The organism is Cohnella sp. GCM10020058 (assembly GCF_042683485.1).
Taxonomy (GTDB): domain Bacteria; phylum Bacillota; class Bacilli; order Paenibacillales; family Paenibacillaceae; genus Cohnella.
Genome location: NZ_JBHUJV010000025.1, coordinates 75,746 through 92,112, shown reverse-complemented (window position 1 = coordinate 92,112; position 16,367 = coordinate 75,746). Strand labels below are relative to the sequence as shown.

The 16,367-nt window shown below is 60.3% G+C and carries 9 protein-coding genes; 1 reads left to right on the top strand and 8 read right to left on the bottom strand.

Annotation, left to right across the window (positions count from 1 at the left end; all coding sequences use genetic code 11):
* Positions 1–45: 45 nt before the first annotated feature.
* The 6 genes from ACFSR7_RS34380 to ACFSR7_RS34355 form a co-directional block, all read right to left on the bottom strand.
* Positions 46–1,305 carry an amidohydrolase family protein gene (locus tag ACFSR7_RS34380; protein WP_378169143.1) on the bottom strand — a complete coding sequence of 420 codons (1,260 nt, stop codon included), beginning with the start codon at positions 1,303–1,305 and terminating at the stop codon, positions 46–48.
* A gap of 20 nt (positions 1,306–1,325) precedes the next feature.
* Positions 1,326–1,451, bottom strand: a complete 126-nt coding sequence (locus ACFSR7_RS34375) for a hypothetical protein (RefSeq protein ID WP_378169142.1) — start codon at positions 1,449–1,451, stop codon at positions 1,326–1,328.
* A 23-nt stretch (positions 1,452–1,474) separates the two neighbouring features.
* The gene (locus tag ACFSR7_RS34370) at positions 1,475–2,836 is read right to left on the bottom strand and encodes an ABC transporter substrate-binding protein (protein WP_378169141.1); all 1,362 of its coding nucleotides are present in this window, start codon (positions 2,834–2,836) and stop codon (positions 1,475–1,477) included.
* Positions 2,837–2,992: 156 nt separating this feature from the next.
* Complete coding sequence (locus ACFSR7_RS34365) at positions 2,993–3,820, bottom strand: carbohydrate ABC transporter permease (RefSeq protein WP_378169140.1); 828 nt, start codon at positions 3,818–3,820, stop codon at positions 2,993–2,995.
* A gap of 14 nt (positions 3,821–3,834) precedes the next feature.
* On the bottom strand, positions 3,835–4,707 hold the full coding sequence (locus ACFSR7_RS34360) for a carbohydrate ABC transporter permease (protein ID WP_378169139.1): 873 nt from the start codon (positions 4,705–4,707) through the stop codon (positions 3,835–3,837).
* Between the two features lie 20 nt (positions 4,708–4,727).
* Positions 4,728–5,744, bottom strand: coding sequence for a LacI family DNA-binding transcriptional regulator (locus tag ACFSR7_RS34355; protein WP_378169138.1), 1,017 nt, complete (start codon positions 5,742–5,744; stop codon positions 4,728–4,730).
* Between the two features lie 801 nt (positions 5,745–6,545).
* Between ACFSR7_RS34355 and ACFSR7_RS34350 the strand changes: the two genes are divergently transcribed.
* Positions 6,546–8,348, top strand: a complete 1,803-nt coding sequence (locus ACFSR7_RS34350) for an alpha-glycosidase (protein ID WP_378169137.1) — start codon at positions 6,546–6,548, stop codon at positions 8,346–8,348.
* A gap of 851 nt (positions 8,349–9,199) precedes the next feature.
* On the opposite strand, the gene ACFSR7_RS34345 is transcribed toward ACFSR7_RS34350, so the two are convergent.
* Positions 9,200–11,221 (bottom strand): alpha-amylase family protein, encoded by a 2,022-nt coding sequence (locus tag ACFSR7_RS34345; protein WP_378169136.1) that lies wholly within the window; start codon positions 11,219–11,221, stop codon positions 9,200–9,202.
* A complete protein-coding gene (locus ACFSR7_RS34340) occupies positions 11,208–16,355 on the bottom strand; it encodes an amino acid adenylation domain-containing protein (RefSeq protein ID WP_378169135.1) in 5,148 nt (1,715 codons plus the stop codon). The genes ACFSR7_RS34345 and ACFSR7_RS34340 overlap by 14 nt, the downstream gene beginning before the upstream one ends.
* Positions 16,356–16,367 lie beyond the last annotated feature (12 nt).

Here is a 16,367-nt window from a genome sequence, read left to right as displayed (position 1 = left end):
CTTTCGGTTCCCCGCCACGTCAACGTCATCCGTTCCCGCCATGCCTCAATCCAAGCCTTCCAGCCCGTAAAGCTCGATGATATTGCCGCGGAAAATGCGATTCGCGAAGTCGATTGCCTCCGCCTCGCCGAGCGCGCCGGCTTCCACTTTCTCGCTGAGCGTCTCGGCCACGATCCGCCTCGCCAATTTCAAATGCGCATAAGTGCCTTCGATATGATTGTAGTCCCCGCCGAAGCCCTGGATCTTGTTCGCCGGCACCATCTCGATCGCCTGATGCAATGTCTGCTTGGCGGCGGTCGGCGTGATGATGTACACCCAGGTGAAGTCCATGTAGGCGTTCGGAAAATTTTTAACCATGCTAAGGTACACTTGATGATAAGGAAAACCGACGTGCAGCAGCACGAAGCGCGCATCCGGGTAATCCAGCAGCAGCGGCACGAGGTGCTCGGCGTTGGAGCGTCCGATGATGTTGCCGTCGCCCGAGACGCTTGTCTCGTGGTGGCCGGTATGGATCTGCACGGGAAGGTCGATCGCGGTCGATCGCTCGATGACGTGCCGGATCATATAATCCTGCAGCGGCCGAAGCTCGCTTTCCGTCATCGCGGCCCCGCCGAGCAGCCGATCGTAAATCCGCTCCGCGTCGCCAGGCGCCGGATTGCCGCACGCCAGCGTTCTCCAATAGGCGTGTCCCAGCTTGGTGGCGACCATGCCTTCTTGCTTGTATCGTTGCAGCAGGCCGTCCGTCGCGTCGAGGTAAGCGCGGAACGGACGCGCGATCGCGTCCTTGTCCATCATCCGCCAGACATCGAGGAGGTCCTCCGTCGTATTCAATCGGAAGGTAAAATCGAGGAACATGATCGGCCGGAACCGATCGTAACCCAGATCCGTCGTCTGGATGAGCGTGAAGGCCAGGTCGATACCCGAACGCTCGCCGAGCACGTCGTCGTACCAGCCCGGATCGGCGCTGGCCGCGAGCACGCTCGCATTGGCTTTCAGGATGCCTTCCGCGTTCCATTCTCGGAGGCCGTGCAGCTCTTCCATCGCCTGCTTGAACATGCGGGCATAGGTCGTGTTGAACGTGCGCTGCCAATATTTCAGAAAAATCGATGCCCGTTCTTCGTCGGACAAGCCGAGATTCCGGTCGAGCGCGCCGCGCTTCATGCCGGCCGTAATGAGGTCTGATTCCAGGTAGTGAAGCAGCGAGAACAGGTCGTGATTCTCCCTGCGGCGAATCTCGGGCGTCGCCAGATGCTCGTGCGCGTCGATAATGCGGAGCTGCCGGATGTGATCGTGTATGGTTTGCATCTCTTCTGTCTCTCCTTCCGCTAGCCCGTGCGGTATGCGGAGGTCCGGCCGACAGCGGAACCGGCGAAGCGCGGGACGTTCCCGTTCATCGCCGGTCCGGTGCCGAACCGCAGGCCGTGCCTGCGGCCGCTGCCGGTCCTGCCCATCCCGCTCCTTCGAATTTACGATCTTAGTCGACTTTCAGATCCGGGAAAGCGTTCTTGACTTCTTTCTTGAAGCTTGCGACGACCTTGTCGTAATCCGTCTTGTTCGTGATCCCTTGGCCCGCCGTCTTGCGCCACAGGCTCAGAATCTCTTCGCCGTACTTGTCGGCGGACAGCGCCGGCATTTTCGCGACGGTGTCGTAGTATGGCTTCAGGATGTTCTGGTCGCCGAAGAACGTCGACTTGAACGAATCCATGTTATCTTGATATACCGTAGCGAGGCCCGGCATGTTGCCCGTCTTGCCGAGGTTGTAGGTCTGCCATTCCGAGCTTGCGATATACTTGATAAATTCGTAAGCCAGTTCCTTGTTCGGCGACTTGTCGTAGATGCCGCGGTACGTGCCGCCCGTGTAGAAGCCGAGCGGAGCCGGTGCGACGCCGAACTTGCCGACAGCCTTGTCGTCCTTGTTGTCGATCATGAATCCGGCCCATGCGGGCATCGAGGTCAGTACGACCGTGCCGCTGTTCAGCGCCGTGCCCCAGCCGGCCGACATGAAGTCGAGCTTGGCGTCGACGTTGCTCTCGCGGATCTTTTGTTGGACCGCATAAGTGTCCTTCCACTTCGGATCGATGTTCAGCGCGCCGTCCTTGACCCACGCATCCGTGTTGTACGCCATGATGTCGAACAGATCGTTCGCGCTCTCGATCAGGTGAACCTTGCCGCCGCTTTGGTCATATACCTTTTTGCCGGTCTCGATCAGCTTATCCCAGTCGCTTACCATGGCGCCGATCTCTGCAGCGTCGTCGGTGCCCAGGTACTTTTTGGCCGTTTCCTTCAGGTACCAGAAGCCGCCCGGGGAAGAATGGTCGGAGATCGCCTTCAGCTTGCCGTCGGAGGAACGTCCGAGGCCCTGTACGTAAGGCACGTAGTCCTTGACGAGGTCTTCGGCGCCCAATGCGGACAGGTCTGCAAGGAACTTCGAATCAATGAACTTGCCGATATAACCGCGCTCCAGGTCGAAGATGTCCGGCAGGTCCTTGCCGCTTTGCAGCGCCGTCAGCAGCTTCGTCTGGTATTGGTCGCCAGGGAACATCTTGACTTCAACCTGCACGCCCGGGTTCTTTTCCATGAACTTCGCCGCCATGTCGTTCACCTGGTCGAAGAACGTCCAGATGACGAGCTTGCCGGACAGCGCACTAGGCGCAGCCGATTCAGAAGACGACGCCGAAGCGGACGGAGATGCTGCCGGCTCGGAAGCCGACGGGGATGCCGATGCGGAAGAAGATGGGGATGCGTTATTCCCGTTGTTGTTGCCGCCGCAAGCGGACAACAGCGTGAGGATAAGGATGAGCGCCAGCGATACGGGAAGCCACGATTTTCTTTTCAAAACAATCGCCCCTTTAGATCGTATAGTGAGAATCTAAGCTAGTGGTACTACGGGTTCCTTGCGGTTGACTGCGCTTTCATCATTCGTTCAGTCCGTCGGGACCCGCATCACCTCTTTCGCGGAGTGTCGTTGCCGTATATCCGGTTCATTTTCCGATCAGCCCTTGACCGCGCCTGCCGCTACGCCGCTGATAATTTGCTTGGACATGACGGCGAAGAATACGAGCAGCGGAACGACGGAGATCGCGATGCCGACGTACTGGGCGCCGAAGTCGGAGGAGAACGCCGACTTGACGCTGGCGATCATGACGGGAAGCGTCTGCTTGTCGTTGTCGAACAGGATGATCATCGGGGTCAGAAAGTCGTTCCACTTGCCGATGAAGGTGAAGATGGCGAGCGTCGCGATGGCGGGCCCCATGAGCGGGAGCACGATACGGTGAAAGATGCGGAACTCTCCGCAGCCGTCGATCCGCGCCGACTCGACGATCTCGTCGGGAATCGAGGCGTCCGCGAACTGACGCATCAGGAAGATGCCGAACGCGTCGTACAGCGTTTGAAGCAGCATCGGCCAATACGTGTCGGTGAGGTGCAGCATGCTCATGACCTTGAAGAAGCCGATGATGCCGAGCTGCCCGGGAATCATCATCGTGCCGAGCACGAACAAGAACAGGAATCCGCGGTACCGGAAGCGATATTTGGAGAAGCCAAAGCCCGCCGCCGCCGCGAAGTAGACGCTAAGGGCCGTTCCCGTGACGGCGAGGAATACGGTATTTGCAAAGCCGCGCCAGATGTGGACGGAGCCGACGAGCCGCTCGTAGTTGTTGGCCAGCTCGGTGCCGGGCCATAGCAGCAGCCTGCTCGCGATATCGGAGTTGGCGTGGGTCGACGTGATCATCATGCTGTAAAACGGAACGAGACAAACGATAGCGACGGCCGCCAGCAAGAGATACAGCACGGCTTTGGTATGGGTATATCCGGATCTCATATGCGCGGCGCCTCCTATTCCCTTGTTCTCGTAGCCAGCGTCGTTATCGCGGTGAAGAACATGACGACAATAAAGATGCCGTAGGCGATAGCCGACCCGTAGCTGTAATCGAAGTTTTTGAAGGCGGTCTCATACAAGTACATAATCATCGTTCGCGTCGAGTTGCCGGGACCGTCTCCCAGCATGAGCGGCGCATCGAACAGCTGCAGCCCGCCGATAACGGAGGTAATAAAGGTGAACAGCATGACCGGACGCAGCAGCGGCAAGATGATATTGCGGATGATGACTGGCTTTGTCGCCCCGTCCACTTCGGCGGCCTCGTACACTTCTTTGGAGATGCCCTGGAGGCCGGCGATAAAGATAATGAGATTAAAGCCGAAGTATTGCCAGCAGATGACGCCGGCGACGATGATCCGCGACCACCATGGATTGTTGAACCAGTTGACCGGATCGTCGACAAGGCCGATGTTCATGAGCACTTTGTTGATGCTGCCCGTCTGCCAGTCGAACATGAGGCTGAACAGGACGCCGAGCGTGACCGGCGTGACGATGTGGGGGAAGTAGAACACGGCCCTGAAAAAATGCTTGCCCCGGATGAATCGCTCGTTCAGGATAAGCGCGAGCCCTAGCGCCAGGAGGATCTGCGGTATGATCGCCATCACCCAGATGATCAGCGTGCTGCCGATTGTCTGGTAGAAGAAGCTGTCGTGAATCAGCCGGGTATAGTTGGCGGCGCCGACATATACCGGATCGCTGAAGCCATCCCATTTTGTCAGGCTGAGATAAAAAGTGTACAAGATCGGCGCCAGGCCGATGAGCAGAAACCCGATAAAAAACGGCGCAATGAAAATGTAACCGTAGTAGGACTTGTTGATTTTCGTGTTCATGCGCATCAACCCTCTTTTAATTAAATAGAAGTCGGTCTGTCGCAAGAATCCCGGACGATCAGATGCGGCTTGAGCAGACTGTAGAAACGGCTGTCCACACGCTCATATTCTCCCTCGATTCGACGGAATAGTCCCTCGGCCGCCAACATGCCGATTTCCTGAAACGGCTGCCGCACGGTTGTGAGCGAGGGGAACACCCACTCCGAAATCGAGATGTCGTCAAAGCCGACGAGCGACAGCCGCGAAGGCACGCTTAGACCTTGCTCCTGAATGGCCCGGAGCGCGCCGATCGCCGTCTCGTCATTCGAGGCGACGACGGCCGTGAAGCCGCCTGCCTTGAGCAGCTGGCGCATCGCCTCGTAGCCCCCCTGATTGCTCCAGTCCGACTCCGCGATCCAGGCCGGGTTCGCGGCGAGACCAAGCGCTTCCATCGACTGGCGGAAACCCTTGAGCCGGTACTTGCTCGCGCCGGCATGCGGCGGACCCGCGATGTAGGCGATCTCGCGGTGGCCGAGACCGTGCAGGTAACTTACAATTTCTTCAAGGCCCGCAGCGTTGTCGACGTCGACCGACATGAGGCCCTCCATCTCGCCATGGTCTCCAACGAGCGCGATCGGATAGGCCGAGTCTCTGAATTCGGCCAAGTCTTCCTCGGACCGCTTCTGGAAGCTGACGAGGATCAGCCCGTCGACCTGACCTTCGTACAGCAGCGACAAAAACTCCCGCTCGCTGCCATAGTTGGACGTCCAGCTGTAGAAGATACAATTAAATCCCCTGCGGCCGGCGACGCTCTCGATGCCCCCGATAATGCCGGAGTAGAATACGTTCGAGATATTGTCGACAACGACGCCGATCGTGTTGGTCTTATCCATGACCAGTCTTCGGGCATTCGCATTGCGGTGAAAATTAAGCTCGTTAATCGCCCGGTCCAGCGCCTCCTGCGTGGCGCGTTTGACCTTTTGTCCGTTGAGATAACGCGATACCGTGCTCTTGGAAGTATTGGCCAGTCTGGCTACGTCGTGAATAGTCGGTCCCATGCTTCGTCCCGCTTTCTATAAAGTAATTCCCGAAGGGCTCGGCAGTTGCGTCAGCACACCGGCTCCCGAATTTCGGGAACGTTCCCAAAAGAAACGATAACATGAGATTATCAGATTCGCGAAGCGTTGGCTATCTTCTTTACCCGCCTGAATTTCAACTGCATTAACCATTGTAAACGTAACCATGCATTCCCTAATTAACAGGCTGTAGACCCTTGGCTTGACGTCTCTTGACCGCCGTTAGTCATCTCTGCAGGACAGCAAGCCATTTTTGCTTTCCACCGCAATCGACTATTGTGCCGACATTTGAAGCGCTTACTTTTTGACCGCCAATTTTGGGAACGTTCCCAAAAATGCTGTAAATCAATCACTCCCTCGAAATCGCCGATCGCTCGGGTTGCATGCTACCGGTAAACGTTAAAAACGTTCCTCCGACTTCTGTTCTAAAAGCGCTAGGTCCAGAGCAGCCGTTTCTTGCCAATGATTCGTTTTTTGGGAACGTTCCCAAAAAGAGAAGAAGAAACTTATGTACTCATCTTAGTAGAGAGGCGGCTTCTTTGTCAACTCCTCTTCAAGAATTTTTAAAAGACAGACAACCTGAATGGCAGCATCAATTCACTTCGCCAGAGTCCCCATCGACAAAGACATCCAGATATACCCGCGAATGGTTATTGAACTCTTGCAAGCGCTATGATATGATGTAGGAAATTTAAAGGCAATGAAACTTTCGGGTTCAACCTCGTCTTCATCTGAGGTTGTGCCCTTTTTGCGTTTACTTGCCGATTAAGGAGGCTCTTATCCATGATTCAACTCGAAGCCGTGTACCACCGCATGGGACAGAACTGGTCTTACGCCTACGACGACGCCACGCTTCACATCCGCTTGCGGACCAAGCGCGGCAACGTTGCCACTGTCGACCTGGTCTGCGGAGACAAGTACGATTGGAGCAAGGCGAACGGTACGGTCGTTATGGAGCGTTGGTGCTCCGACGCGTTGTTCGACTATTGGCAGGCAGCAGTGCGACCCAAGTACCGCCGGCTGGTCTACTACTTTGCGCTTCACGACGGCGAAGAGACTGTGTACTATCTGGAAAAGGGCTTTTTCGAGCAGCCCCCGACCGTGATGTACGAAGGCCTGTTCGACTTCCCCTATCTCAATCCTCTGGATGTGCATACGCCGCCGGCATGGGCCAAGGAAGCTGTATTTTATCAGATCTTTCCGGAACGGTTCGCGAACGGCGATCCTTCGATCAGTCCGGAAAACGTGCTTCCGTGGGGCGGGGTACCGACGCCGACCAACTTTTTCGGCGGCGATCTGCAAGGCGTCATCGACCATCTTGACCACCTGAGCGAGCTCGGCGTCAATGCCGTCTACTTCAACCCGCTGTTTGCCGCGACGACCAACCACAAATACGATACGTCGGATTACATGCGCGTCGATCCGCAGTTCGGCACCAACGAGAAGCTGAAGGAGCTCGTCGACGCCTGCCACGCAAGAGGGATCCGCGTGCTGCTGGATGGCGTGTTCAATCACTGCGGGCGCAGCTTTGCTCCGTTCCAGGACTTGCTCGCGAACGGCCCGAATTCGAGATACGTAGATTGGTTCCGCGTGCGTCAGTGGCCGCTCGGCGTGGTGGACGGCGTACCGACGTACGAGACCTTCAGCTTCGAGCCGATCATGCCCAAGCTCAACACTGCGAATCCCGAGGTCAAGGATTATCTGCTTAACGTCGGACGCTACTGGATCGAAGAGGTCGGTCTCGACGGCTGGCGCCTCGACGTAGCCAACGAAGTCGATCACGAGTTCTGGCGGGAATTCCGCCGGGTCGTCAAGCAGGCTAATCCGTCCGCTTACATCCTGGGCGAGATCATGCACGATGCGATGCCCTGGCTTCAGGGCGACCAGTTCGACGCGGTCATGAACTATCCGTTCACGAACATTTTGCTGAACTTCTTCGCGCACCGCACGACCGATGCGCCGCGGTTCGCGCAGGCGATCGGCGCGCAGCTGGCAAGCTACCCCCAACAAATCATGGAAGTCGCGTTTAACCTGCTGGGCAGCCACGATACGGACCGCCTGCTGACGCTGTGCGAAGGCGACAAACGCCGTTTGAAGCTGGCTACGCTGTTCCAGTTGACCTTCCAGGGTACACCGTGCGTCTATTATGGCGACGAGATCGGCATGGACGGCGCGCACGACCCGTTGAACCGCCGGTGTATGGAATGGGATGCGTCCAAGCAGGATCGCGATCTCTTCGACTTCTTCCGCAGCCTCATCGCCCTGCGCAAGGCGCACCCCGCGCTGCGCGGCAGCGGGCTTGCGTTCGTGCCGATCGAGACGCAGCCCCAGGTGCTCGCTTACGAGCGCTGGGACGCGGATGAGCGGTTTCTGATTGTGCTGAACAATCAGGATTTGCCTGTCTCGCTCGGTGTGCCTGCCTCGCAACAAGGTGGCGAGTGGCGCGACGCGGACACGGGCGAAGCGGTCGCCGCAGGCGCGGCGGGCACGTTGCATGCGGAACTGCCGGCCTACGGCTACGCCGTATGGCGGACGCCGGCAGGTGCGCGCGCGGCCTTGGCGGTCGAAGCGAGCGCGGCCGAGTAAGGCGGCACGCAAAGTCGCGGTCACGGCCAGAGGCAGTGGACCGGATGGTGTGCTGCAGAGCGAAAGTACTTTGACGCGGCGGCGGGACTTCGCGGGCGATGTGCTTTCGAGCGAAAGTACTTTGACGCGGCGGCGGGACTTCGCGGGCGATGTGCTTTCGAGCGAAAGTACTTTGACGCGGCGGCGGGACTTCGCGGGCGATGTGCTTTCGAGCGAAAGTACTTTGACGCGGCGGCGGGATTTCGCGGGCGATGTGCTTTCGAGCGAAAGTACTTTGACGCGGCGGCGGGACTTTGCGTGCGATGTGCTGTCGAGCGAAAGTACTTTGACGCGGCGGCGGGACTTTGCGTGCGATGTGCTGTCGAGCGAAAGTACTTTGACGCGGCGGCGGGACTTCGCGGGCGATGTGCTTTCGAGCGGAAGCTAAAGCGGTACAGCCTTTGCCGGCTGATACCGCTTTTTAACGTCGCAAACGATAAGAGGCGCAATTTATGCAGCTAATATCTCGTATGTAAGTAATCAATGCAGTTAAATCGCCTCTCCCTCCTTATCCGGTTCAAGCTCGCCAGGATAACCAATTTGCCTGCCAAAAAAGTGCCGTCACCGTTGGCGTTAGCGCCTAATTGCGCTTATCCGCAGCTTCCTGAGCGCCCAGGACGTGCAGTTAATACCTATTTGCACTTATCTGTACCTCCCAGAGCGCCTCGGAGGCGAATTTAGTGTCTATTTGAGCTTATCGGCACAGAGTTGCACGGTTTTCCCGTACAACGGCGCTCCGAGCCGATGGTTTTTGCGGGAGTTGCACGGCTTTTTCGTGTAACTCCTCACTCCCCACGAACTCCCCGCGCCAACTAGTCCGTCGAAAGCACGATCGCTTGGCGCGGTGCCAGCTCGAAGCGACTCGCGCGGCGTCCATTCATCGTCGAATCTTCCGCGCTGTCCACACACACCACGAGTTCGCCGCGCTCTCCTGCACCGGAAGCCTCGTCCCCCAATAGCTCGCTCACCGAAAGAGAGACCGACACTTCCGTTCCCAGGTTGAACAAGGCGAGCACCGTCCCCGCTTCGGAGCGATAACCGTAAGCCACAATGTCTTCTGGCGTATGTGGCGTGAAAAAGAGCTCCGGCCGCATAAGCGGCAGCAAGCTACGCCGCGTCTCGGACAGCTGCTCGAGCAGACCGATCATCGGCCGCGGATTCGTCCAGTCCATCGTCATCTCGTGGAAAAACGCGCGCGGGATGTCGGCGCCGTCCGTGTTGTCCCCAAGGCCGCAGTTCATCGGCCGCTGCTCGTTCAGTTCGAAGCCCGTCGCGAGGAACGGGATGGCACGCGGCAAAAAGTGATTGAACACCGCGATCATCCGCGCGAGCGCCGTCCCGCCCCGGCTCGTAATGCGCGGCGTGTCGGCCGTCTCGGCGCAGGCGAATACGTGGATGTCCAGTTCCGGCAGCTCCCGGATGTAGGCGAGCAGGTTGTCCTTGCGGATATCGGTCATCACATTCCAGCCGCTGCCGAGCATAATATTGTAGCCGACGGCCGCTGCCTTGCGGTGATTGCGGTTGAACAGATCCTCGCTGATGAGCAGCGCGTCCGGCCGGATCGAACGGATCGCGTCGAAGATTTCCTCCAGCAGCGGAACCGGGAGCACATGGCCGATGTCGATGCGAAAGCCGTCGATGCCGTAACGCTCGAGATTAAATCTCGCGGCGGCCACCAGCAGGTCCCACAGTTCCCGATTAGGCTCCTCGCCCGGGTAATAATTGCATTTGATCGTGTCGAACAGCACATAGGGCGGCTGATCCTCGCGAATGTAAGGACGGGCCGCAGGCGCCGTATCGCGGTACAATCGCCAGAACGTGATGTCCGTCCAGATCGGCTGCACGTCGTTGATCCAGTCCGAGTGGGCGGGCGAAGTGGTGATGCCCATCTGTTCCTCGACAAGCGCCAGCAGCTCCTCGCCGGTCTCCGCCGCACGCCGCTTGAGCTTTTTCCACAGCGTCTCGTCCAGTACGTTCGGCGGCTCGGAAAACTTGGCGAGGAAGTCCGCGGTTTCGGCGCTGCGGTATACCGTCTCCAGCTTATCCGGCGTGCACTCCTCAAAAAAGCCAAGCTCCGGAATATGCGGCAGCCGGAACCCGTCCAGCGCTTCCTTGCGAATCCAGTACACCCAATCCGGGTGCGCGGCCAGCAGGTCGCTATTGCGCGCGGTCACCCGCGGAATGAAATCGACGACGACCCGCATGCCCAGCACATGGCAGGCTTCGACCAGGGCGGACAGTTCATCGTGCAAAGTCAGCTCCGGTATGCCGTCCAGCAGCGGATCGTGCAGATTCGGGTCGAGCTCGAAGAGCGACTGCACCGCATATGGCGAACCGATATTTCCCTTCAGATGCAGCGTGCTGTAACGCGTCACCGGCAGCATGTAGACGATGTTGACGCCCATCCTTTTCAGCAGCGGGAGCAGGAGCATGAATCGCAGAAATGTGCCCGACTCGATCCTGCCGTCGCGATCGTAGTCCCAAGCCGTCGAGTAACGGACAAGCGTGCTGTAGATGATGCTGTTATTGAGATCGGCCTCGGGCGCTGTCGCGGCTGTGGCTGCGGTTGCTAATGCAGTCGCCCCGTCTCCCGCCGCCTCGCGCGCAGAAGCGGCCTCGGCGGCAGCGCCGAGGCGACCGACCTCCGTTAACCTATTCAGATGCGCCGACAAAAACGGGTAGGCATCGACTAAAATCTCACCCTCCCGGCGCTCCGCGATATTGCCGTATCCGCACGTATTCCATTTTTCCGGCACCCAGATTCTTGCCCTGCCTTCCCCCTGTTCCGTCAAAAACTCCGCAATCCGCTTCAGCGGCGCCTCAATTCGCATCATAGCCGTCCCCTCTCCCTGTGTCCGCGGAACGAATGGCCCGCGCGCCTGCGGTGTATTTCACGTTTGAAAATACCGTCGTATGGTCGGTCGGCTCCCAAGTTTTCGAAAACAGTCCGATCCGGGCGATCTCGTCCGGCGCGTCCAGCTCAAGCAACAACTCCCACGCTCCTCCTGCCGCGTGCCGGGCCAAAAAGCGCAATTTACCCGCTTCCTCCGCCTCGACCCGGAGTCCGTGAACGGCATCCACCTCCGGTCTCGCGTACAGCTCATAGTTATCCGTGTGCTCCGGGTAGAACACGCCCAGCAGCTTGCGCCGCGCGCAGCCGAACATGATTTTCCCCTTGCTCTTGAATTTCACGACGATGCCGTTATGGAAGCAGCCGCCGAACTTCACGTCGTTAATCGTAGCCGCCTCGAAGACGAAGCCGGACTTAGCGGGGACCAACAGCAACTGCGGCGCTTCGTCCTTCACGATCCACGTATCGTCGATACGGCCAGACGTATGCATGATGCGCACCTGTTCGCCAGTCTGCTCGATCGCGGTGCCATTCGGATTAAAGACCTGCAGCCGTCCGGCTCCATCAAGCTCGAGCGCATCTACGTATTCGTGCCTTCCGGCAGCGTCGAATGCGGCCTGATTCAACAGCATCAGCGCCCCCTCGAAAAAAACATGCTCCTGCGCCACGATCCGATCAATCTCCGGCATCAGGTCCGCAAAGCGGTACGTCCGCTCGCCGATCCGGTCGAACAGCGCGAGCCGGAGCGGCTCCCAAGCCGCGGCAATATTCCCGCTGCGCGCCCGCAGCGCCCCGACGGAGTCCATCTCGCCCCCGGACGCCTCGAGCAGCTTGAACAGCAGTTCGTAGTAGACGGATTTGTAGTTCGCGAGCGGGATCGCCTTGGCGAACCTCCCCGCATCCTGCCGCGTCTCCACCTCGATCGCGATCTCGCGCTCCAGGAAGCGCAGCGCCGATTCCCCGCGCCGCCAACGCTCCAATTGCTCCCGATGATAGGCGAGTGACGCCGCCGCAGAGACCGGCTCGTCCGTCGGACGGCTGAGCGACCACAGATGAGGCGCGGTCCCGTCCGCGCACCAATTGGCGGCGTAAAGCCTGTTCATCTCGAACAGATCGGCGAAGGGAACGACGAAGTCCCGATAGACAGGGCGCGAGCCGTCGTCGATATGCATGTTGTCGAGTACGAACAGCAAGTCGCGCTTGGCGTCGTAACCTTTGACGATAAAATAGTGCGTATGCGGTTCACTGCGATAATGATGCGAATAATACAGGCCGTACAGGTCGCCCGGCACGAGCGCCGGCTGTCCCCGATCCAGCGCTTCGATCAGAATCTCACGCATCTCCGCTTCGCTAGCGTAAGAACGACGGGCGAGGTCGATGCCGAAGACCGGTTTCAGCGTCTTCTCATACAGCTCGAAGAAGTCGGCATGCGGCTCGCTGCCGCGTTCGAACAGATCCTCCTTCCAGCCGTCCGGGAAAAAGGTAAGACCGAATTGTACATGAAACAAAAACGGTTCGAAACTCCCCGGCGCGAGCGAATCGAACAGGATGGCCATCGGTTTGGTGAAGCAGTTGATCTGTTCCCAGGTAAAAGCGTCCCGGTTCGGCACGACGCCGCCGAGCACGCGGATCGGCGATGGCGCATGCATCCGCGAAGCGCTCGTTGTGGTGACGGCATGGTAAGCGAATCGTCCTTCGCGCAGCCGCAGCAGCGAAGCGAGTCCGGCCGGCGTAGGCTCGGCGTATAAGTCCGATGCTTTGGCGGGAATGCCGCGTGCCTTAAGCAGCGCGACGGCGCGAAGCACATGGAGCGAATGGCCGCCGCAAGCGAAAAAATCATCGGCGGGCGCAAGCGGTTCGCCGGGCAGCAGAGACGACAAGCAGGCTGCGATCGTATGCGGCAGCGCGCGGTCGTCCTCGGCGTCGCTGAACAGAAGCGGGCCGGCGTTGTCCGATTCGGTCGCGTCCGGGGCTGGCCGCGCGGATGCGGCTGCGGCCTCGGACGCGGCGTCGGGTGCGCGGACGATGCCGGGCGATCGGGCCCCATGGTCCGCGGGAGCGAGCGCTGCGGCTGCCGCAGAAATGGCAGAAGCGGCGGAGGCGACTGTTGAAGCGGCCGCGGCAGAAGCGGCGACGGCAGACGGGTCCGCTGCGCTCGGCTGCAGATCAGCCAGCGCGCGCCGGTCGATCTTGCCGCTTGGCGTGAGCGGCAGCTCGGCGAGCGCCGCGAACGCCGCCGGAATCATATACGCCGGCAGCCAGCGCGCGGCAAAGGCTCTCAGCTCCGCCGGCGTCACCGGCCGCGAAGCCGTATAGTACGCATACAGCTCGCGGATGCCATGCGCGTCCTCGCGGTCGACGACCGCTGCCATCCGGACCGCATCATGCGAGAGCAAGCAGCTCTCGATCTCGCCCGGCTCGATCCGGTAGCCGCGGATCTTGACCTGGCGGTCGATCCTTCCCAGATGCTCGAGCTCGCCATCGGGCAGCCAGCGGGCAAGGTCGCCGGTCCGGTAGAGTTTGCCCCCAGCGAGCGGATGGGCCGCGAACGCCCGATCCGTCAGCTCGTCCCGGTCATGATAGCCCCGCGCGAGCCCCGCGCCGGCGATGCACAGCTCGCCCGCCATGCCGACCGGAAGCAGCTCGCCCCGCCTATCCAGAATAAGCACCTGCGTATTGGCGATCGGCCCGCCTATCGTGATGCGCCGTCCGGCGGTCACTTCTTGCAGCGTCGACCATACGGTCGTCTCCGTAGGCCCGTACATATTAAAAATCCGGGCTTCAGTCCGCTGGCGGAGCTGCGACAGCAGCAAGAGCGGCAGCGGCTCCCCGCCCAGCATCGCGACCTGCACGCCGCTAAGGAACGGCGCTTCAGGATCGTCGCCATCAAGCAGCAGCTGCATGCGGGAAGGCGTCATCTGCACGACGTTCGCCCCGCTGCGCGCGATTAGCGAGCGCAGCTCGTCCCCGTCCCGAAGCTCGGCCTCCGTGGCGAGCACGACTCGCATCCCTTTGGACAGCGGCAGCAGCGATTCGGTGACGAAGATGTCGAAGGACACCGTCGTCACGCCAAGCACCACCGGCGCGTCGGGCAGGGGCAGCGCCTCGGCCATCGCTTCGACGAAGTTGACTGCCGCGCTATGCTCAATCATAACGCCCTTCGGCCTGCCGGTGGAGCCCGAGGTGTAGATGAGATAGGCAAGGTCTTCGGGCCCCGCTCCCCTTTTTCTGACAGACGATCCCGCCCTGACAGCGGGAGATAAGGCTAGTTCCGCTGCAGCCGATGCCGCCTCCCGGTCAATGTCATGCCCTGCTATCGGCCACGCTTCAAGCTCGACGAACGCAAGCCCGCCTTCCGTCGTAATCTTCCACCCAACCGCCCGTTCCCGCATGCCTGGCGACACCAGCAGCAAGCGGGCCCCGCTGTCCGCCAAACTGTACGCAATTCGCTCTTCCGGATGCGACGGATCGAGCGGCAAATAGGCGGCACCTGCCTTGAGAATGCCGTAGATGCCCGCGAGCAGCGCCGGCGACCGCTCCGACACAATCCCGACGACCGCGCCCTTCCCCGCGCCGGCCTCCCGCAACTGCGCCGCGATCCGGTCCGCGCTTTCGTTCAACTGCTCATAGCTCACTGTACGGCCGCCGCACTCGACGGCAATCCGCTTGGGGGTCAACGCCGCCTGCAGCTCGAACAACCCGTGCAGCGTACGATCCTCCGGATACGGCCGATACGTATCGTTAAACGCCTCCAGCAAGCGAAGCGTCCGGCCGGCCGCCATCGGCAGATCGGCCAGCCAGCGCCCGCCGTCCGCGAGCATTCCGCCAAGCAGCGCCTGCAGCGACTCCGCCATCGCCTCGATGCGCTGCGCGTCAAAGCAGGACTTGCGGTACTTGAGATCCACCGTAAACCCGCCGTCCGGCGCCCATTCGTGAACGACGACGTCCAGCGGGTTCGCTTGGCAGCCGGCGTACAGCTCCCTCGTCTCCACGACGTAACCGTCCAGCGTATCGCGCGGCCTTGTATTATAGACATTGACCGTCACCTGGAACAGTCCGTCCAGCCCTTGCCTGCGCAGCTCCAAGTCTTGCGCAAGCAGGTCGTACGGGTATTTCTGATGCGGCAAACAGGCCCGCAGCCGGTCTTGAACCCGCATGACAAAGTCGTTTGCCGGTTCGTCCCCTTGGACTCGAATCCGGAGCGGCATCGTGCTGGCGAACATACCGAACAGCCGCTTCTCCTCCCGGGTCGTCCGGTTGTAGACGGGCATGCCGACAACGAGGTCGCCGGCGCCCGTATCGCGATGCAGCAGCATCAGCACCAGCGACGTAAACATCGCGTGGACGGAAAGTCCATGCGCTTCGACGTGACTGCGGACTGCTGCGCCCAGCTCCGGATCGATGCGAAACGAATGCCGCTCTCCGGCCAGGCTGCCTTCGGCGAGCGGGTACGGCGGCTCGGGCAGGGCGGCGAATTGTGCCTGCCAGAAGCGCCGGTCCCGCTCGAAGCGCGGCGAAGCGGCATACTGCCGCTCGCGCTCCAGCAGCGCGAAATAGCCTGTGGTTTCCGCCTCCTCAGCGCTTCCCGACCTGTCGGTCCCGTCCGCCTCATACAGGTCCGCAATTCGCTCCGACAGCAGCTGCACCGACCAGCCGTCCGCAATGGCGTGATGAAACCTGTACGTGTACCCCGTACGCCCGCCGTCCAGCCGGAACATCGCGAATCGAAACAGCGCCTCGTCCGTGAACTGCATCGGCTCGGCGGCCCCCCGGCGAACGAGTCGTTCCAGCTCGGCGTCCGGATCCGATTCGCCCGACAGGTCGACGAGCGGAATTTCGAACGGCGGCACAGCTGTCCGCAGCCCTTGCATCAAACCGTCCGGCGTCTCCACAAACGCGAGCCGGAACGCATCGCGCTCGTCCAAGAATCGGCGTATCGCGCGCGCGAGCCGGTCGAAGTCGACATTGCCGCGAATGACGGAGGTACAGCCGACGACATGAAGGGACGTGTTAGGGTAGCGCTGTTCGACGTAGCCGATCCGCTTTTGCGGGTGCGACAGGGGAACATCCGCCGCCCCGTAAACATCGGCTCCGCGCCCGGTCTCGGTATCTCGCATCCTTCCTCTTCC

Coding starts and splice junctions, on each gene's coding strand:
- ACFSR7_RS34380 (WP_378169143.1), bottom strand. CDS start 1,305: ATGCAAACCATACACGATCACATCCGGCAGCTCCGCATTATCGACGCG.
- ACFSR7_RS34375 (WP_378169142.1), bottom strand. CDS start 1,451: ATGGGCAGGACCGGCAGCGGCCGCAGGCACGGCCTGCGGTTCGGCACC.
- ACFSR7_RS34365 (WP_378169140.1), bottom strand. CDS start 3,820: ATGAGATCCGGATATACCCATACCAAAGCCGTGCTGTATCTCTTGCTG.
- ACFSR7_RS34360 (WP_378169139.1), bottom strand. CDS start 4,707: ATGAACACGAAAATCAACAAGTCCTACTACGGTTACATTTTCATTGCG.
- ACFSR7_RS34355 (WP_378169138.1), bottom strand. CDS start 5,744: ATGGGACCGACTATTCACGACGTAGCCAGACTGGCCAATACTTCCAAG.
- ACFSR7_RS34350 (WP_378169137.1), top strand. CDS start 6,546: ATGATTCAACTCGAAGCCGTGTACCACCGCATGGGACAGAACTGGTCT.
- ACFSR7_RS34345 (WP_378169136.1), bottom strand. CDS start 11,221: ATGATGCGAATTGAGGCGCCGCTGAAGCGGATTGCGGAGTTTTTGACG.
- ACFSR7_RS34340 (WP_378169135.1), bottom strand. CDS start 16,355: ATGCGAGATACCGAGACCGGGCGCGGAGCCGATGTTTACGGGGCGGCG.